Source organism: Dietzia sp. PP-33 (assembly GCF_033790845.1).
Classification (GTDB): Bacteria; Actinomycetota; Actinomycetes; order Mycobacteriales; family Mycobacteriaceae; genus Dietzia.
Genome location: NZ_JAMYEI010000005.1, coordinates 90,434 through 108,657, shown reverse-complemented (window position 1 = coordinate 108,657; position 18,224 = coordinate 90,434). Strand labels below are relative to the sequence as shown.

Here is an 18,224-nt window from a genome sequence, read left to right as displayed (position 1 = left end):
CGGAGGGCCGATCATACGTGCGCGCGCAGCCGCCCGTCGACCATCTCCAGCACCCGGTCGCAGTGCTCGAGGATCTCGTAGTCGTGCGTCACCAGGACGGTGGCGACGCCGTGCTGGTGGGTCTCCTCGGCGAGCAGTCGCACCACGTCGTGGCTGTTCCTGCGATCCAGCGCCGCGGTGGGTTCGTCGACCAGCAGCAGGTCGGGTGTGGACATCAGGGCGCGGGCGATGCCCACCCGCTGCCGCTCGCCGCCGGACATGGTGGCCGGGCGACGGCGGGCGCGGTGGGTCAATCCCACGGCCTCGAGCAGTTGGTCGGGATCCCGCAACCGGGACCGGTCTCCGCCGAGCGTTCCCACGAGCCGGAGCTGGTCGCGCGCGGTGAGCGCGGGCACCAGGTTGCCGGACTGGAACACGAACCCGACGTGGTCGCGCCGGAATCGGGTGATCGCCCTTCGGCTGAGACCGGTGAGGTCGCGGCCGCCGACCTCGACGGTGCCGGAGGTCGGGGACAGCAGTCCGCCGGCCACGGCCAGGAGGCTCGACTTGCCGGCTCCGGAGGGGCCGACCACAGCCAGGACCTCGCCGCGCGCGACCTCGACGTCGATCCCGGCCAACGCGTAGAGCGTCTGGTCGCCGTCCTGGAAGGTCAACTCGACGCCGCTCAGGTGTAGGCCCGGGGTGGAGTCGTCGCCGGTGCGTGTGGTGGTGGTCATCGGTTCTCTCCCAGTGCGCTGTGCGGGTCGACGGAGGTGATGCGGATGGTGGCGAGGGTGGCGCCGACCAGTCCCAGGACCAGTAGGAGGGACGCGCCGAGTGCGATCGGTCCGGCCTCGAGGGCGAACGGCATGCCGGTGCCCACCAGGAACGACCCCACTCCCACACCGATGGCCACACCGACCGTGATGGACCCCGTCAGCAGGATGAGCGCCTGCCCGATCGCATCGGTCAGGAGGCGGAGGGTCGAGGCGCCCATGGCGCGCAGGACGGCGATCTCGCGGGATCGCTGGACGGTGAGGATGGCGAAGAACGCCCCGACGACCAGCGCCGAGATCGCGTACAGGAACCAGGTGATCATCGACATCGTCATCATCTCGGCCTCGTATCCGGGGGAGGAGTCGAACGCCTCCTCGAGGCTGCGAGCCGACGTGTCGGCATCGGCATCGCCGGAGGCCAGGTCGGGCAACTCGCCGTCGACCCCGGCGATCGCGACGACGCTGTACTCCTCGCGGGCTCCGACGCGCGGCTCCTCGCCGAAGCGCGTGCCGGAGTGGACGTCCTGCCACGTGGTCAGCGTGGTGTAGGCCATGTCGACGTGGCCGAAGGTGTGCTGATCGGCCGCGATGCCGACCACCTCGAGTGGGGTGCCGAGACGGTCGACCGTCACCGTGTCGCCCAGGTCGACGACGTCGGCCGCGGTGGCGCTGACGAGGATCTCCCCGTCGGATTCGGGCGCGCGGCCCTCGGCGACCTCGGGGATGAGCGGGCCCTGCGGGTCCGCGCCGATCAGGGTGAGATCGACCGGGCTCCCGGAGGAGCTCTTGGCATTGATGATGGACAGCCCCATGGGGGTCGCCTCGGCGACATCGGGGCGGGCGGCCCACCGGTCGACCTGGTCGTGTCCGACGACCGAACGGGTGAACGCCGAGTCGGTCCGGGTCTCGGGGGCAAAGGCGACAGCCTGGACCGGCATGCGCTGCAGTCCGGAGACGCCGTCGTTGACCAGGCCGGAGGACAGCCCGGCCAGGAGGACCATGAGGACGCTGATCAGGGCCACGACGGAGCCCATCAGGGTGAATCGGGATCGCGCATAGAGCAGTTCGCGCAGGGCGAGAAACATGAAGGCCTTCCGGCGTCGACATCGGGAACGGTAAAGATGCTAACACCATGTCAGCATCTTGCTGACAACATGTTGTCAAGATCTCACCCCTGGCCGGAGGCCCTCGTCCGCCCCTGCGGCATGAACGGTTGCCATAGCCGCACGAGAGGGTCATCGTCAGGGAGCGCATGGCTCGGTACGGAGCCGCCCAACAGCAGGTCGGAGATGGCGATGAGCACGGAGACCACTCGGGACACGGGCATCAGGGACACGGGCATCAGGGACACGGTGGTCGTCGGTGGCGGCGCAGCGGGGTTGAGCGCCGCGCTGACCCTGGCGCGCGCCCGGCGCCGGGTGACGGTGGTCGACGCGGGCGAGCCGAGGAACGGCCCGGCAGAGGGGGTCCACGGACTCCTCGCCCTGGACGGGGTGCACCCGAAGGAGTACGTGGCACGCGGCCGGGAGGAGGTGAGGGGGTACGACGGCGAGGTCCTCGACGGCGAGGTGGTGAGCGCCTCGGTGGCGTCGCACGGCTTCGACGTGGTCCTCGACGACGGCAGGGTCCTGCCGACCCGCACCCTGCTGCTCGCGATCGGGGTCGTAGACGAGCTGCCCGAGATCCCCGGGGTACGCGAGCAGTGGGGGCACGGCGTCCTGCACTGCCCGTACTGCCACGGCTGGGAGATACGGGATCAGCGGATCGGTGTCCTGGCCACGGGCCCGATGTCCGGTCACCAGGCCACCCTGTTCCACCAGTGGAGTCGCGACGTGGTGTTCTTCACCGGCGGCGCGACGCTCGAGGAACAGGACCGCACCAATCTGGATGCCCTCGGGATCCCGATCATCGAGGGTGGGATCTCGCGACTGGAGGTCGACGGACACCGCGTGGTCGGTGTGAGGCTCGACGACGACGAGGTGGTCACCCTCGACGCGGTCGTGGTGGCCACGCGGATGACCGCCTCGCTCGGGCCGTTCGCCGGGCTCGGTCTCGAGACGACGGACGTCGCTGTGGGGACGATCATCGAGGCCGACGGGTTCGGTGCCACCTCCGTTCCGGGGGTATGGGCGGCGGGCAACACCGCCGATCTGATGGCGCAGGTCGGGGGAGCGGCGGCCCACGGGGCCAAGGCCGCGCAGCACATCAACGGCGAGCTCGTGCTGGCCGACCTGAACCGGGCCATCGAGGCGCGCCGCACCGCAGCGGAGGAGCGGCGGGCCACGGAGTAGGGGTGAGTCGCTTCGGGCTCGGGAACACACAGGTAGTTCTTGGCGGGTGGGCGTCCGAGGTCACGCGACCTATTGACAGGCAAGTTTCTGCTTGCCTATTGTCGGGGTGTGGATGAGCTGTACAGGGCGCTGGCTGACGCGACCAGGCGGACCGTCCTCGACGAGTTGCTCGAGAGGGATCGACAGACCCTGTTCGAGCTGTGCGGTCGCCTGGCCACCAAGCACGGGCTCTCCTCGTCCCGGCAGGCCATCTCGCAGCATCTCGATGTCCTGCAGGCGGCCGGGCTGGTGATCGCGGAGAAGGAGGGCCGATACAAGTTCCACTCCATCGACACCGCTCCGCTACGCGCCATCGAGGACCGGTGGCCCCACAGAAAGAAGGAAGGACCTCCGATGACCGACGCCAGAGCCGCCAGAGCATACGGAACCCTGGAGGCCGTCGAGGGTCGTCCGGCGCTGCGCTTCGAGCTACTGCTCGCCCATCCGGTCGACCGCGTATGGCGGGCGATCAGCGACCCCGCGGAACTGGAGTGCTTCTTCCCGGGTGCTGCCGAGTGGACACCGGCCACCGGTGAGACCCTCGACGTGGGCGGTATGTCGATGGAGGTGACACGAGTCGAGCCACCGCATCTGTTGGAGTGGACGTTCGACGGTCAGCCGCAGAGCTTCGTGCTCACTCCGCGCGGCCACGGGTGTCAGCTGGTCTTCACCCACGTCATCGACGATCTGCCCGCCGCCCAGACCGCCGCGGGCTGGGAGACCTACCTGTCCAGGCTCGAACCCCACCTCGCGGGCGGGCACCTGTCGGAGGACGAGGCGCACACGACGTGGCTGGAGATCCACGACCTCTACGCCGATCGTTTCGGCGTCGACCCGGAGCCGGGGCGGCGGTGGGCAGCGCAGAACCTCCCCGGTGGCGACCGGGGAGCATCGGCATGAGGATCCGGGTCACGAGCGTCTTCGTCGACGACCAGGCCGCTGCGCTCGCCTTCTACACCGACACACTCGGGTTCGTCGTGAAGACGGACACCCCGGTCGGCGAGTATCGGTGGCTCACGGTCGCCGCTCCCGATGAACCCGACGGTGTGGAGCTGTTGCTCGAGCCGGCCGCTCATCCCGCGGTCGGGCCCTATCGGGAAGCGCTCGCCGCCGACGGGATTCCTGCCGCCCAGTTCGTCGTCGACGACGTGCGGACCGAGTGTGACCGCCTGCGCGGCCTGGGCGTGGTGTTCACTCAGGCCCCCGGTGAGATCGGGCCCGTGACCACTGCTGTCTTCGACGATACCTGCGGCAACCTCATCCAGATCGTGTCCGACTGACGTGATCCGCCCCGACCTCGTCCGAGGCCGGGGCGGCGGTGGGTGACGACGCGCGGTCAGCTCCCGAGGTCGGTCTCGCCCTCGACGAGCTCGGCCTGTGCGGTCTTCTGGTTGCCGTGCGAGACGGAGATCTTGCGCGGCTGGGCCTCCTCGGCCACGGGGATCACCAGTCGCAGGACCCCGTCGGTGTAGTCGGCCTCGATCTTGTCGGTGGCCAGACCCTTGCCCATGGCGAGCTGTCGGGCGAAGGTGCCCGACTGGCGCTCGTGCATGAGCCACTGGGCGTCACCGTCGGCAGGTGCGCGTCGCTCGGCGCGGACGGTGAGGGTGCGGTCCTCCACGTCGATGTCGATGGTCGAGGGATCCACGCCCGGCAAGTCGATGAGTCCGACGAAGCGGTCGCCCTCCTTGTAGAGATCCATCGGCAGGGATGTGGACGCGGTGGCGCTGCGCAGCCCCTCGCCCAGGAGGCGATCGAGCTCACGGAACGGGTCGAAACGGGTGCTGGTGGCCATGATGGTCTCCTTCTGGACTGATCGGGGTGCTCCCGGCTTTTCCGGGAACGCACACGGTTCAACGCGGTGGTGAAGCTTGAGTATTCCCGACTCAGGTCAGATTTTTTCGTTGAGTCGGGTGGACTCACCCTTGCGCCGGCCGGGGCAACGATGGAAGGAGGGCGGATACCGATCCGAACCCGATCTCCACGCCCCCGAGCGAACCGACGATGATGCCCGGACCGGGCTGGCCGCCGTTGTCGTCGTCCTCGATCACGCAGTCCCCGGTCTCGGCGAGTGCCGTTCGCAGACCGGCACCGCCGGTGGCGGCGTCGTCGGCCCACAGAAGACGGACCCGCTCGGCGGTGCCCGTGGCGTCGCCCAGGGTGCACTCGACGGTCTCGCGGTGGGCGGCGAAGCCCTCGTTCGCGAGGTTGGCCATGCCGGCCGGACGGTCGTAGAGGGTGCCGTCGGTGACGAACCCGGTCCCGTCGAAGGTCATCTCGAGCGAGCGTCCCTCGCACACCTCGTCACACAGCACGCGCAGGATCCCGGTCGCCTCGTCGTGGTCCAGCGCCATGACGCCCTGGAACGGTGAGGTGAACGCCTGCACCTCTGTCACCGCACCAGCTGCCCCCAACTGGACGAAGTGGACCTTGCCGGTCCCCTCGACGCCCACGGCGAAGGCGCCACCCCATGGTTCGGGGAGATACTCGATCGTCTCGAGGCCGGAGTTCGCGCCGATCTGCCCGGTGAGCGCGGAGAGCGAGTACTCGTCGGTGGCGCTGAGCGCTCCCGAGTCGCGGTCGGTGGGCAGGTCGAAGCGCAGAATCGACGGGCGGCTGGTGCCGCCGGCGTCGTTGTTGCGCTCGGTGGCCACGTAGATCACGCCGTCCGGTCCCACGGTGACGCCCTCGGAGTCGGGCAGGCCCGCGCCATCGGGGTACTTGAGGACGAAGGTCCGGGCGACCGAGTAGGTGCCCGCGACCCGGTCGTAGTCCAGGACGTAGAGCGTGCCGGTGCCGTTGTTGACCACGTAGGCGGTGCCGTCGGCCGCGATGTCGACGCCCGACATGTCGTCGCCGGCGAAGTCGCCACCGAGCACGACGGGGGCGATGGTCTGCGGGTCGAAGGGCCACGGCGACGTGACGACCGGTTCCTCGTCAACCGCCGCGACGTTTCGCACGTTGCGGGTGGACTCACCGGTCACCGCGAACTCGCCGGTCATGTCGGGGATGCGTCCCCAGGTGGTGGCCGCGTGGCCCGACCAGGTGGTGGAGTCGACGATGTCACTGCTCGCGTCCCGGAGGGTCACCGAGTCGTTGCCGCCGAGCCCGAAGTGGTCGGGGTCGACGTCGGTGTAGACGGACCAGTACCCGCCGGACTCGATGGTGGTCCCGGCGGGGATCACGATGGGGTCGTGGGTGGGGTCGTCGTCGATCAGCGTCCAGCCCGAGATGTCCACGTCCTGCTCTGTGTCGAGGTTGGCCAACTCCACCCAGTCGCCCACGGCGTCGCCGTTGGACTCGACCTCGTTGATCACCACGGTGGCGGCGGGTGCGGCGTTCACGGCGGCGGGTAGCCCGATCGCCGCGCTGGCGGCGAGGGCGGCCGTGAGGACGCCCGAGGTGACGGGGTGAAAGCGCATCGGTGGCCTTTCCTGAAGAAAATCTGAGTGGTTGACCAGCTGACCGTACGAGAGCGGTATGCCGTGCCCCCGTCCCCTCGGTGGCGGCGGGGTGAACACTCGATGGCTGAGGAGACCGGGCCGGCAGGTGGGTTCGGCCCAGGATCCGGCCGGATCAGATGGAACCGATCAGGCGCCCCGGCACGTCGAAGCGAACAGAAGGACTGGCAGACGACTGACGTGCGATCAATGACAAGGCAGGGCGACGAATGGTCACACCACAGACGGGGCGGGCCCGGAAGTCGCAGAAGTGGGACGCGCTGTCGCCGTCTTCTGTGATCCCTATGGTGGTGTTGCAACTTCTGGGGGCGGTGGGGATCTCGGTCGGTGCGTGGCGGAGTGTGTTCCCGACCGAGGGCAGCCTGCGTCCAGAGGAGCTCCCCGCTCACTTCCTGGTGCTCACCTTGAGTCTCATGCTTCTCCTGGGGGCCGAACTGACGGGATCCGTGCTGCTCTGGCGGATGAACCGGAGCGAACGGACCATCGAGAAGTGCACCGCGTCGATCCGTGGCCTCATCGCCGCGTACGGCGTGGCGTCCACGGTGGTGTTCGCTCTCGCCGCGGGGTCGGCGTGGGCGTGGAGCGCCGTCATCCCCGTGGCGTTCCTGGCCTACGTCGTGCATCTGGAGATCGAGGGCCGGCGGGAGAACGCGCGACTATCGCAGGGGGAGAGCACCGCGACCAGGGGGCTGTGACCGACCGAACCACTCCGGAAACGGGACACGGTTATGGTCGGGCCAGGCTCACCAGGAAGTCGATCGTCCCGGTCGGGTCGACCGTGACGAATCCCAGGCTCGGTGGTTCGACGCCGACCTCGGTCCACGTCACGGGAACGGCTCCGGAGGCGATCAGCTCCTCACCCGTCCGCAGGAGCGTCACCTCGACGGTCTTGCGGACCGTCGTGCCCTTGATCGTCAGGTCCACCTCCATCGGGATCGTCGTCGTAGTCCCGTCCGACGGCACCGTAGCCAGCTCGACCGGCTCGGCCACCGTGAGCGTCGCCGAGGGGTGGGCCCCGGCGTCGAGTACCTGGGGCGAGCGGGCCTGTTCGTCGCGCTGGCCGATATCCGTCGCGATCGCCGCCACCTGCACCTCGAACGACGCGGACTCGAGGGTGGTGTCGGACACGACCGCCCGGCCGCTCACCTGGTCGGTGCTGCCGACGACGGTGACCGGCTCCCCCCGCAGGATCTCGTCCACCGTGTACCCGGCGGACGTCTCGTTGGGTGCTGTCCCCGGGACCACCACCCACGTGCCGTCCAGGTCGCCGATCGCCTCCTCGGCTCCGTCGACCGAGACGGTCGCGGCCGGCGCGTCGTCACCCCCACGCACGGCCTTGTAGACGTAGGGCGTCGCGATCACGGCGATGATGACGACGACGAGAGCGCCGATGATCCAGGGGAGTCTCCGCATGCGTCGAGCTTAGGAAAGAAGACGTGGCCAGCGGATGTGAATGCTCGGGAATCGCGATACCGACCGGCGACGGCGGGCTCGCTACAACGCACCGAGTTCCCTGGCGCGCCCGACCGCGGCCGTGCGGGAGGTGACCCCGAGTTTGTCGAAGACGTGGACGAGGTGCGTCTTGACCGTCGCCTCCGATACGTGAAGGGACGAGGCCACCTGTCGGTTGGTCTCGCCCGTCGCCACCGCGCGTAGCACCTCCACCTCGCGGTCGGTCAGGACCGGCCGCGGGTCGCGCAGCCGGCTCATCAACGTGGCGGCGACAGTGGGGGACAGCGCGCTCTCCCCGGCTGCGGCAGCACGGACGGCGGCCAGCAGCTCGTCGGGGCCGGCGTCCTTGAGGAGGTACCCGCAGGCACCCGCCTCGATCGCCCCGAGGATGTCTGCATCGGTGTCGTGGCTGGTCAGAACCAGGACCTGCGGCGGCGACTCGAATGCGCGCAGGCGCCGAGTCGCCCGGACCCCCGCAGAGGCGTCACCCGCGAAACGCAGGTCCATGAGCGCCACGTCCACGTCGCCGATCCGCGCCCGCTCGACCGCCCCGTCAGCGGTGGCGACGTCGGCCACCACCTCGATCGCGGGGTCGGTGGCCAACAGCGCGCGAAGGCCTGTCCGGACCACCGCGTGATCGTCCGCGATCAGTACGCGCACCCTCGTCGTCGTCATGACTCCCGGCCTCCCCCCGCCGTCGGCAGCACGGCGCGGATCGTGGTCCCCGCCCCGGGTTCGGAGATCACGTCGAACTCTCCTCCCAGGTCGCCCACCCGTCGTGCCATCCCGTCCAGGCCGAACGAGGCGGTGGCCCGCGACGCGGAGACGTCGAAACCGCGGCCGTCATCACGCACCTCCAGCGCGACGTCGGTGGATGAACCGGCCAGCGTCACATCCACTCGCGAGGGCGAGGCGTGCGTGACCGCGTTGGACAACGCCTCCTGCGCCACTCGCACGAGCACGGCCGCGACCTCGGCCGGGGGTTCGAGCTGGAGGGAGCAGTCGGCGGTCACCTCGACCTCGGGGTGCTCCGCACGTGTCCGCTCGGTCACCCGACCCAGTGCGCCCGCCAGCGACGCACCGTCGAGCGGAGAAGGTCGTAGCGCGGCGATGAGGCGGCGGGTCTCGGTGAGGTTCTCGCCGGCAACCTCGCGCGCGAGGCGGGTCTGCTCGACGGCCGGATGCGAGGGATCGGCGCGCTCGACGGCGTGCAGGAGCATCCCGATGCTCGCGAGCCCCTGGGCCACGGTGTCGTGGATCTCGCCGGCCAGGCGGGCCCGCTCGGACTCCCGGCCCACCTCCCGCTGCCGGCGAGCCAGCTCGGATCGGGTTGTCACGAGTTCGGCGATCAGCTCGCGCCGTGCCTGCGACTCCCGAGCGAGGGCCCGGACACCCGCGCCCAGCCCCAATGCGACGATCGCCCCCACCACGGGACCCACGACCCCGGCAGGCGTGAACCCGTCGTGCAGCCCCAGTGCCACCACGGCCACCGTGGCCAGGGCCACCACCGCCGCAACCCCGACCCAGACCCCCAGCAGGAACTGGGCCAGGAAGAACAGCGGGAACGCCAGGTAGGCGGCTTCCGGAACCCCGGCGACCAGCACCGACCACAGCACCAGCACCGCGGCCAGCCACCACAACCGCGCGGGTCGACTGGTCCCGGTTCGGCGGTCCCAGACGGTCCCCGTCACGTACACCACGGTGAACCCGACCGCGGCCGCCACCGCCACGAGGTCCAGCTCGCCGCGGGTGTCCCGGTGTGCGCTGATCAGCGTGAACGCGAGCAGTGCCGCCACGAGGGTGTGCAGGGCCACCTGCAGTTGGGTGAACACCGAGCGGACGCCCGCCGATTCAGGTGGCAACTCCGCACTCGAGGCGGGGTCGGGCGGACGGGTCACCAGCTCGACGCTAGCCGCTGCAGAGCCAACGGGCATCCATCGAAGGATGGATGTGGCGCTGCACCGATCGGGGCGGACAGACCAGTTGCTCGGGCGATTCGGCGGGAGCCGGCCGAGACGACGCTGGAGGCATACCGTCCCGAGAGGAAACCCATGTTCTTCGCACTCCGCGACCTGCGTACCGCGCGCGGCCGCTTCGCCCTCATCACCGGCGTCGTCCTGCTGTTGTCCGTCCTGGTGGTCGGCCTGCTCGGCCTCACCGCCGGCCTCGCCCACCAGAGTGTGTCCGCGCTGCGGGCCCTGGGCAGCGGCGACTCGATCTTCGTGCTGCCCGCCGACGAGGACGGGGCCGTCGACCTCGATCGCGCGGCCCTCACCGACGATCAGCTGGACCGGGTCACCACCTCCGACCCCTCAGCCGTCCCCGTGGGCGTGGCCCGCATCCGCGTCGACGACGGCACCGAGACCGGTGTCTCCGCGGTGGCCGTGGGCCTGGACGGTCCCGTGGGGTCGTTGACCCCACCCGCGGCAGGGGCCGTCCTGGTCTCTACGGGCGTCGACGACGAGGTGGGCGCCGGCGCGACGGAGCTCGGCATCGACGGTGGCGCCCTGAGCGTCGTCGGAGGCGTCGGCGACCTCTGGCACTCACACACCCCCGTCGTCGTCACCGACCTGTCCACCTGGCGCGGACTCGCACCGCGTGGGGGCGCAGCCACGGTGGTCGCGGTCCCCGCCGGGGCCCAGGTGGGAGGCGCGGGCCTGGCTGTGGTGGACGCGGACGGCCTGGTGGGCTCCCTGCCCTCGCACCGCGCCGAGAACACCTCGCTCAGCACCATGACCTCCATGCTGCTGGCCGTCACCGCACTGGTCGTCGGCGCCTTCTTCGCGGTCTGGGGGATGCAGCGTCGCCGCGACGTCGCGGTGATCAAGGCCCTGGGTGCGTCCACCGCCGCGGTGGTGCGGGACTCCGTCGGCCAGGCGGCCATCGTCCTGGCTGTGGGGATCGGTGCCGGCGTGGGGATCGCAGCGCTGTTCGGTGTGGTCGCGGGCGGTGCGGTGCCCTACATCGTCTCGCCCGCCACCACCGTGCTCCCCGCCGCGCTCCTGGCGGTCCTCGGAATCGCCGGAGCCGCGGTCTCGCTGCGACCCGTCGTCACGGCGGACCCGGCCAGCGCCCTGGGTGCGCTCCGGTGAGGCGGACGTCCGGCCGCGATGGCGCCACCTCGTCGTCACACCTTCCACCCCGCAAGGAGACCTCCATGTCCCGCACCTCCGTCCTCGACGCCCCGGCGACCACCGCTCTGCGGATGGACGAGGTGGTCCTCACCTACCCCGACGGCGACGGCCGGATCACCGCCGTCGACCATGTCTCGTGCGTGATCGACCGCGGCCGGAGTCTTGCGGTGACCGGACCCTCCGGTTCGGGAAAGTCGAGTCTGTTGGCCGTGGCCGCCACGCTCACCCGACCCGACTCGGGCCATGTGTGGTTGTCCACCCGTGCCGGGGAGGTGGATCTGGCCGAAGTGGGCGCATCGCGGGCCGCGGAGCTGCGTCGTGCGGAGATCGGCATCGTGTTCCAGCAGTCCAACCTGGTCGAGTCGCTCACCGCGCGCGAACAACTCGAGGCCATGGCGTGGCTCGGCGGGCGGCCGTCGCGGGCACGCCGGACCGAGGTGCGGGAGAGAGCCGACGAACTGCTCGAGAGGGTGGGACTGGGTGGGATGGCCGGTCGGTCCGTCGGCGCTCTGTCGGGGGGCCAGCGTCAACGCGTGGCCGTGGCGCGGGCGCTGGTCAACCGCCCGTCGCTGCTGCTGGCGGACGAACCGACCAGCGCGCTGGACACGGAGTCCGGCGCCACGGTCATCGACCTGCTGTTGCGCACTGCCCGGGAGTTCGACGTGGCGTTGATGCTGGTCACCCACGACGAGGCGGTGGCGCGGCGGTGCGAGACGCGCGTGCGGCTCGTGGACGGGGCCGTCTCCGCTGAGTAGTGGTGCCGGCCGTGACGCGGGCGACGTCGACCGTCGAGGGGGCGCACCGGATTCCACGAGAGACACCCGTACAGGTGGCCTGAGTCGCGGCGCGCGTGACCGCAACTAGACTCGTCGGAGGTCGTCGCGAGCGCCGCCCGCATCCCCGCTCTGCCGGATCAGCGCGGATCCCGGGCCCGAGCACGACGTCCGGACACTCCGTCGAAAGGCCTCACCATGCTCTCCCGCATCGACCTGCGCGGCCGCACCCTCGGCACCGCCGAGCTGCGCCGCACGCTCCCGCGCGGCGCTGCCGACGTCGACTCCGTCGTCGAGACCGTGCGACCGGTGGTCGAGGAGATCCGCGAGCACGGGGTGCCCGCGGCACTGGACTATTCGGAGAAGTTCGACGGCGTGCGCCCCGCCTCGGTCCGGGTCCCGGCTGACATCATCGCCGAGGCCGGGGAGAACCTGGATCCGCAGATCCGGGAGGCACTGGTGGAGGCCATCCGCCGCGCCCGCATCGTGCATTCCGCCCAGCGCCGGGCCGACACCGTCACCGAGGTCGCCTCCGGCGGATTCGTCACCGAGAAGTGGGTCCCGGTCGAGCGCGTCGGCCTCTACGTACCCGGCGGCAAGGCCGTCTACCCGTCGAGCGTCATCATGAACGTCGTTCCCGCCCAGGTCGCCGGGGTCGGTTCCCTCGTCGTCGCATCGCCGCCGCAAGCAGACTTCGGTGGGTGGCCGCACCCCACGATCCTCGGTGCGTGCTCGCTGCTCGGGGTCGACGAGGTATGGGCGGTCGGCGGTGCGCAGGCGGTCGCGTTGCTCGCCCACGGAGGGCACGACACGGACGCGGGCGGCGGTGCCGGGCTCGAACCGGTCGACATGATCACCGGGCCGGGGAACGTCTACGTCACCGCCGCCAAGCGGTTGTGCCGGAGTGTCGTGGGGATCGACTCCGAGGCCGGACCCACCGAGATCGCCGTGCTCGCGGACGACTCGGCCGACCCGGTCCACGTGGCCTACGACCTGATCAGTCAGGCCGAGCACGACCCCGAGGCGGCCAGCGTGCTGGTCACCGATTCGGAGCAGTTCGCCTCCGCGGTGGACCGCGAGATCGAGGCCCGGTACGAGGTCACCCTCAACTCCGAGAGGGTTCGCCAGGCACTGGAGGGCCCCCAGTCGGGGATCATCCTGGTCGACGACATCGAGGCCGGGCTGCGCGTGGTCGACGCCTACGCCGCCGAGCACCTCGAGGTGCAGACCAGGAACTCGGCGGCCCACGCCGCCCGCGTGCGGAACGCCGGCGCGATCTTCGTGGGCGCGTACTCGCCGGTGCCCCTCGGCGACTACGCGGCCGGCTCCAACCACGTCCTCCCCACCTCTGGCACCGCACGGCACTCGTCGGGCCTGAGCGTGCAGACCTTCCTCCGCGGCATCCACGTGGTGGACTACGACCAGGCGGCGCTCAAGCAGGTCGCATCGACCGTCGTCGCTCTCGCCGACGCGGAGCGACTCCCCGCCCACGGCGAGGCCGTCCGCGCCCGATTCGAGGACCTGACCGCAGGGGAGGGGGAGCAGTGACCGGGACCCCCCGACCCGGTGTCGGACTGGACGCTCTGCCGCTCCGCGAGAACCTGCGCGGCCGCAGCGCGTACGGCGCTCCACAACTGGACGTCCCGGTACAGCTCAACACCAACGAGAACCCACACCCGCCCGGCGCCGGTCTCGTCGCGGACATCGCCGCGGCGGTCTCCGCGGCGGCGGCAGACCTCAACCGCTATCCCGACCGCGACGCCGTCGAGCTGCGCGCCGACCTGGCCACCTATCTCACCCGCCAGACCGGAGTGGCGCTCGACGTGGACAGGATCTGGGCGGCGAACGGTTCCAACGAGATCCTCCAGCAACTGCTGCAGGCCTTCGGGGGACCCGGTCGCAGTGCCATGGGCTTCGTCCCCAGCTACTCCATGCACCCGATCCTCGCCGCCGGGACAGACACCGAGTGGATCCCCGTCGCGCGGGCCGCGGATCTGTCGATCGACGTCGACGCCGCCCTCGCGGCGATCACCGGGCACCGCCCCGACGTGCTGTTCGTCACCACCCCCAACAACCCGACCGGCCACGTGATCGAGCTCGAGGACCTACGACTCCTGCTCGACGCGGCCCCCGGCATCGTGGTGGTGGACGAGGCGTACGCGGAGTTCTCGCCGTCGCCGAGCGCCTGCGCCCTGTTGGCCGAGTACCCGACCAAGCTCGTCGTGTCGCGGACGATGAGCAAGGCCTTCGCCTTCGCCGGCGGCCGCCTGGGCTACTTCGCGGCCGATCCGTCGTTCGTGGAAGCGGTGCTGCTGGTGCGGTTGCCGTACCACCTGTCGATGATCTCCCAGGCCGCCGCCCGGGCCGCGCTGCGGCACGCCGAGGAGACGCTGGCGTCCGTCGCGCTGCTCGCCGAGGAACGCAAGCGCGTCACGGCCGGACTCGAGGACCGGGGTTACGAGGTGCTGCCCAGTGAGGCGAACTTCGTGCTCTACGGGCCCTTCGTCGACGCCGGGCGCGCGTGGCGGCGCTACCTGGACGAAGGAGTGCTCATCCGCGACGTGGGCATCCCGGGCAGACTTCGTGCGACCATCGGGCTCGAGCTCGAGAACACCAGATTGCTACAGGTGAGCGCGCAACTGGCGGCCGAGGAGCTCGAGGCCGCCACCCAGACCGAGACCCTGACCGAGGAGAAGCGATGAGTGAGCAGACCGCACGGCGGGGACGCGTCGAGAGGACGACCAGGGAGTCCTCGATCATCGTGGAGATCGATCTCGACGGGACCGGGCAGACGGAGATCTCGACCGGGGTGCCCTTCTTCGACCACATGCTCACCGCGTTCGGTCAGCACGGCGCGTTCGACCTCACGGTCCGGGCGACGGGCGACGTCGAGATCGAGGCCCACCACACTGTCGAGGACACCGCCATCGTGCTCGGCCAGGCGCTCGGGCAGGCACTGGGCGACAAGCGCGGCATCCGCCGCTTCGGCCAGTGCTCGATCCCCATGGACGAGACCCTCGCCGAGGCGATCGTCGACGTCTCCGGGCGGCCGTACTGCGTCCACACGGGTGAGCCCGACGTCATGATCGGGTACGTCGTCGTGGGGCACGACAGTGCTCCGTACGGCACCGTGCTCAACCGGCACGTGTTCGAGACACTCGCGTCGCACGCCCGAATCGCACTGCACGTCCGCGTGCACTACGGGCGCGACCCCCACCACATCACCGAGGCGGAGTACAAGGCCGTCGCCCGGGCGCTGCGCGCCGCGGTCGAGCCGGATCCGCGGATCACCGGGATCCCCTCGACCAAGGGCGCCCTGTGATGGCGAAGTGAACCCGGGCGTCAAGACATCGGGCGCGTTCGCACAGCTGGCCCGGACCCCCGGTGTGCCGGCGGCGTTCGTCCTGGTCCTTCTCGCCTTCGGCGGCTTCTCGCTGCTCCTGCCCGTCGTGCCCCTCGCCGTGGTGCGGGGAGGGGGCAGCGAACTGGTCGCCGGAGCGACGACCGGCGTGTTCATGACGGTCACCGTGCTGGTCCAGTTGCTCACCCCGAGGATCACCGCGGCGATCGGCTACCGGTGGGTGCTCGGGATCGGCAGTTCGCTCCTCGGCCTGCCCTCGGGGCTGCTCGCGCTGTTCGATGGGCCGCTCGCGGTGCTGGCGGTCAGCGGGGTCCGTGGAGCGGGTTTCGGCATGATGACCGTCGCCGGGTCCGCCCTGGTCGCCGAGCTCGCGCCACCCGGGATGCTCGGCCGCGCCACCTCGTTGATCGGCCTCGCTGTGGGCATCTCGGAGGCCATCTTCCTGCCGGTCGGACTGTGGCTGCTGGAGGTGTTCGGTCTGGCCACGGTCGCCTGGAGCGCGACGGCGTTCGGCGTCGTCGGCCTGGTCGCCGCCGCACGACTCCCCAACGTGCACCCGGCGCCCGCCCAGTCCTCGTCCGACCCGTCCGCGCTCAGCCGGAAGGCCGTCCTCGTGCTGCTCGCCGGACCGTTCCTGGTCATGGTCGCGGTGTCCCTCCCGTACGGTGCCGCCGCCTCGTTCCTCTCACCCGCGCTGGACTCCATCGTCTCCGGCAGTGGGGCCGTCGTCGCCGGCGTCGGGCTCGGACTCCTGGGGATCGGCGTGATCGTCGGCCGCACCTTCGCCGGACTCATCTCCGACCGGCGCGGGCCCGGGGCCCTGGTCTGGCCCGGACTGGCGTTCGCGGCCCTCGGCATGGCCGGAATCGCCGTCCTGCTCTCGGTGTCGGCGAACCCGTGGTGGTTCATCGCACCCACGGTGGTGTTCGGCCTCGGGTTCGGTGCCGTGCAGAACGAGGCGCTCGTCGCCTCGTTCGAGCGGATGCCGCGCTCCCGGCTGGGAACCGCGTCCGCCTCGTGGAACATCTCCTTCGACGCCGGCACCGGTCTCGGGTCGGTGGTCATGGGCGGGTTCGCCGGATTCGGCTACGTGGTGTTGTTCACCGTGGCGGCAGGGGTCGTCCTGCTGGTGGGTGGCCCTGCGGCGGTGGGCGCCCGGCGTACCCGGCCGAAGCGTGATCTGACCTTGTCCGGCCGGGACGATAAAGTGGGCTCATGACCACACAGGCCCCGCGGGTGGCGCTCCTCGACTACGGCTCGGGCAACCTACGCTCCGCCCAACGCGCGCTGGAACGTGTCGGCGCCGATGTCGAACTGACGTCGGATCCCGGGGTGGCCACGGAGGCGGAGGCGCTCGTCGTCCCGGGCGTCGGCGCGTTCGCCGCGTGCATGGACGGGCTCCGGGGTGTCAAGGGACCGCGGATCATCGGCGAGCGCCTCGCCGGGGGGCGCCCCGTACTGGGAATCTGCGTGGGGATGCAGGTCATGTTCGAGCGGGGGACCGAGTTCTCGGACGGAGAGCACGCGGAGTCCGGGGCCCCGGGATGCGGCGAGTGGCCCGGGGTCGTCGAGCGGCTCGAGGCGCCGGTGCTGCCGCACATGGGCTGGAACACCGTCGACGCACCCGAGAGCAGCGTCCTGTTCGCCGGCATGCCCGCCGACGAGCGCTTCTACTTCGTCCACTCCTACGGGGTGCAGCGGTGGGAGATGGAGCCGTCCGACCACCTGACCCCGCCTGATGTGACCTGGGCGCAGCACGGCACCCGGTTCATCGCCGCCGTGGAGAACGGGCCACTGTCCGCCACCCAGTTCCATCCCGAGAAGTCCGGGGACGCCGGACTGCAGTTGCTGGAGAACTGGCTGAGATCTCTTGGCTGACCGCGACGGCGGCCCCGCGCCCGTGTCATTCGCGGTCCTCGCACTGTGGGTCTCCGGTGCCGGCGTCCTGTTCCTCGGTCTGACCACCCTGGCGGTCGCGCTGGTGCCCCTGCCGCCCGTGGGGCGCGCCGTCGTCGCCCTTCTCGGCGTGGTCCTGACCATCGCGGCGATGGGGGTGGCGTCCAGCCGCATCACCGATCGGGCTATCCGCGCCGAGTACGGGGACGAGCCCGACAGCCCTCCCGGCGCCCGCGGCGGGGAACAGCCGGGACCGGCTGAGGGCGAGGAGAAGCGTCCGCCCGCGGACGGACTAGGCTGATGCCCGTGACCAACGCTTCTTACCTCGAGCTCCTGCCCGCCGTGGACGTCGCCGACGGGCAGGCCGTCCGCCTGGTGCAGGGGGAGGCCGGAACCGAGACCTCGTACGGATCGCCGCTGGAGGCCGCCCTGCAGTGGCAGCGTGACGGCGCGGAGTGGGTCCACCTGGTGGACCTCGACGCCGCCTTCGGCCGGGGGACCAACCGTGAGCTCCTCGCCGAGGTCGTCGGGGCGCTCGACGTGAAGGTCGAGATGTCGGGGGGGATCCGCGACGACGACTCGCTCGAGGCCGCGCTGGCGACCGGCTGCGCCCGGGTCAACCTCGGTACCGCCGCGCTGGAGAACCCGCAGTGGTGTGCATCCGCCATCGCCCGCCACGGTGACCGCATCGCGGTGGGACTGGACGTCCGGGTGGTCGAGGGCGAGCCACGGCTCCGCGGTCGCGGCTGGGTGTCCGACGGCGGCAATCTGTGGGAGGTGCTCACGCGCCTGGACGCGGACGGCTGCGCCAGATACGTCGTGACCGACGTCTCCAAGGACGGGATGTTGAACGGTCCCAACCTCGAGATGCTCTCCCAGGTGTGCGCCGCCACCGGTGCGCCGGTGGTCGCGTCGGGCGGCGTCTCCTCCGTCGCGGATCTCGAGTCCATCGCGACGCTCGTACCCGAGGGGGTCGAGGGCGCCATCGTGGGCAAGGCCCTCTACGCCGGCCGCTTCACCCTTCCCGAGGCCCTGGCCGCGGTGAGCGTCCGCTGACCCGGC

20 protein-coding genes and 1 pseudogene are annotated in these 18,224 nt (G+C 70.8%); 14 read left to right on the top strand and 7 right to left on the bottom strand.

What is annotated here, in order from left to right; all coding sequences use genetic code 11:
* Positions 1-11 precede the first annotated feature (11 nt).
* Together NJE57_RS10490 and NJE57_RS10485 are read right to left on the bottom strand one after the other, a co-directional pair.
* On the bottom strand, positions 12-716 hold the full coding sequence (locus tag NJE57_RS10490) for an ABC transporter ATP-binding protein (protein WP_319028352.1): 705 nt from the start codon (positions 714-716) through the stop codon (positions 12-14).
* On the bottom strand, positions 713-1,840 hold the full coding sequence (locus tag NJE57_RS10485; RefSeq protein WP_319028351.1) for an ABC transporter permease: 1,128 nt from the start codon (positions 1,838-1,840) through the stop codon (positions 713-715). The genes NJE57_RS10490 and NJE57_RS10485 overlap by 4 nt, the downstream gene beginning before the upstream one ends.
* A gap of 210 nt (positions 1,841-2,050) precedes the next feature.
* Here NJE57_RS10485 and NJE57_RS10480 point away from each other — a divergent pair, with 210 nt between their 5' ends.
* The 4 genes and pseudogenes from NJE57_RS10480 (at position 2,051) to NJE57_RS10465 (ending at position 4,365) form a co-directional block, all read left to right on the top strand.
* A complete protein-coding gene (locus NJE57_RS10480) occupies positions 2,051-3,046 on the top strand; it encodes an NAD(P)/FAD-dependent oxidoreductase (protein ID WP_319028350.1) in 996 nt (331 codons plus the stop codon).
* 108 nt (positions 3,047-3,154) lie between these two features.
* Positions 3,155-3,439 (top strand): annotated as a pseudogene (locus NJE57_RS10475) (ArsR/SmtB family transcription factor); the annotation flags it as partial.
* Positions 3,440-3,985 carry an SRPBCC domain-containing protein gene (locus tag NJE57_RS10470; protein ID WP_319028521.1) on the top strand — a complete coding sequence of 182 codons (546 nt, stop codon included), beginning with the start codon at positions 3,440-3,442 and terminating at the stop codon, positions 3,983-3,985.
* A complete protein-coding gene (locus tag NJE57_RS10465) occupies positions 3,982-4,365 on the top strand; it encodes a VOC family protein (protein ID WP_319028348.1) in 384 nt (127 codons plus the stop codon). Before NJE57_RS10470 ends, NJE57_RS10465 begins: the two co-directional genes overlap by 4 nt.
* A 56-nt stretch (positions 4,366-4,421) precedes the next feature.
* Here NJE57_RS10465 and NJE57_RS10460 read toward each other — a convergent pair whose 3' ends face one another.
* Together NJE57_RS10460 and NJE57_RS10455 are read right to left on the bottom strand one after the other, a co-directional pair.
* Positions 4,422-4,880 (bottom strand): Hsp20/alpha crystallin family protein, encoded by a 459-nt coding sequence (locus NJE57_RS10460; protein WP_319028347.1) that lies wholly within the window; start codon positions 4,878-4,880, stop codon positions 4,422-4,424.
* A gap of 124 nt (positions 4,881-5,004) precedes the next feature.
* Positions 5,005-6,507, bottom strand: coding sequence for a lamin tail domain-containing protein (locus tag NJE57_RS10455; RefSeq protein WP_319028346.1), 1,503 nt, complete (start codon positions 6,505-6,507; stop codon positions 5,005-5,007).
* A 323-nt stretch (positions 6,508-6,830) separates the two neighbouring features.
* Here NJE57_RS10455 and NJE57_RS10450 point away from each other — a divergent pair, with 323 nt between their 5' ends.
* The gene (locus NJE57_RS10450; protein WP_319028345.1) at positions 6,831-7,241 is read left to right on the top strand and encodes a hypothetical protein; all 411 of its coding nucleotides are present in this window, start codon (positions 6,831-6,833) and stop codon (positions 7,239-7,241) included.
* 31 nt (positions 7,242-7,272) lie between these two features.
* Here NJE57_RS10450 and NJE57_RS10445 read toward each other — a convergent pair whose 3' ends face one another.
* The 3 genes from NJE57_RS10445 to NJE57_RS10435 all read right to left on the bottom strand — a co-directional run bounded on the left by NJE57_RS10445 (position 7,273) and on the right by NJE57_RS10435 (position 9,896).
* Entirely contained in the window at positions 7,273-7,959 is a 687-nt protein-coding gene (locus tag NJE57_RS10445) for a YceI family protein (protein WP_319028344.1), read from the bottom strand.
* An 81-nt stretch (positions 7,960-8,040) separates the two neighbouring features.
* The gene (locus tag NJE57_RS10440) at positions 8,041-8,673 is read right to left on the bottom strand and encodes a response regulator transcription factor (RefSeq protein ID WP_319028343.1); all 633 of its coding nucleotides are present in this window, start codon (positions 8,671-8,673) and stop codon (positions 8,041-8,043) included.
* Positions 8,670-9,896, bottom strand: a complete 1,227-nt coding sequence (locus NJE57_RS10435) for a sensor histidine kinase (RefSeq protein ID WP_319028342.1) — start codon at positions 9,894-9,896, stop codon at positions 8,670-8,672. The genes NJE57_RS10440 and NJE57_RS10435 overlap by 4 nt, the downstream gene beginning before the upstream one ends.
* 153 nt (positions 9,897-10,049) lie before the next feature.
* On the opposite strand from NJE57_RS10435, the gene NJE57_RS10430 reads away from it, so the two are divergent.
* The 9 genes from NJE57_RS10430 (at position 10,050) to priA (ending at position 18,218) form a co-directional block, all read left to right on the top strand.
* Positions 10,050-11,090: an ABC transporter permease gene (locus NJE57_RS10430; RefSeq protein ID WP_319028341.1), complete on the top strand. Its 1,041-nt coding sequence runs from the start codon at positions 10,050-10,052 to the stop codon at positions 11,088-11,090.
* Positions 11,091-11,155: 65 nt separating this feature from the next.
* Entirely contained in the window at positions 11,156-11,887 is a 732-nt protein-coding gene (locus NJE57_RS10425; RefSeq protein WP_319028340.1) for an ABC transporter ATP-binding protein, read from the top strand.
* 216 nt (positions 11,888-12,103) lie between these two features.
* Positions 12,104-13,453, top strand: coding sequence for a histidinol dehydrogenase (gene hisD, locus NJE57_RS10420; RefSeq protein WP_319028339.1), 1,350 nt, complete (start codon positions 12,104-12,106; stop codon positions 13,451-13,453).
* Complete coding sequence (locus NJE57_RS10415; RefSeq protein ID WP_319028338.1) at positions 13,450-14,607, top strand: histidinol-phosphate transaminase; 1,158 nt, start codon at positions 13,450-13,452, stop codon at positions 14,605-14,607. Before hisD ends, NJE57_RS10415 begins: the two co-directional genes overlap by 4 nt.
* Positions 14,604-15,227, top strand: coding sequence for an imidazoleglycerol-phosphate dehydratase HisB (gene hisB / locus NJE57_RS10410; protein WP_319028337.1), 624 nt, complete (start codon positions 14,604-14,606; stop codon positions 15,225-15,227). The genes NJE57_RS10415 and hisB overlap by 4 nt, the downstream gene beginning before the upstream one ends.
* A gap of 7 nt (positions 15,228-15,234) precedes the next feature.
* Positions 15,235-16,485, top strand: a complete 1,251-nt coding sequence (locus tag NJE57_RS10405; RefSeq protein WP_319028336.1) for an MFS transporter — start codon at positions 15,235-15,237, stop codon at positions 16,483-16,485.
* Positions 16,482-17,144, top strand: a complete 663-nt coding sequence (hisH, locus tag NJE57_RS10400; protein WP_319028335.1) for an imidazole glycerol phosphate synthase subunit HisH — start codon at positions 16,482-16,484, stop codon at positions 17,142-17,144. The genes NJE57_RS10405 and hisH overlap by 4 nt, the downstream gene beginning before the upstream one ends.
* Entirely contained in the window at positions 17,137-17,463 is a 327-nt protein-coding gene (locus tag NJE57_RS10395) for a hypothetical protein (RefSeq protein WP_319028334.1), read from the top strand. Before hisH ends, NJE57_RS10395 begins: the two co-directional genes overlap by 8 nt.
* Positions 17,463-18,218: a bifunctional 1-(5-phosphoribosyl)-5-((5-phosphoribosylamino)methylideneamino)imidazole-4-carboxamide isomerase/phosphoribosylanthranilate isomerase PriA gene (gene priA, locus NJE57_RS10390; protein WP_319028333.1), complete on the top strand. Its 756-nt coding sequence runs from the start codon at positions 17,463-17,465 to the stop codon at positions 18,216-18,218. The genes NJE57_RS10395 and priA overlap by 1 nt, the downstream gene beginning before the upstream one ends.
* Positions 18,219-18,224 lie beyond the last annotated feature (6 nt).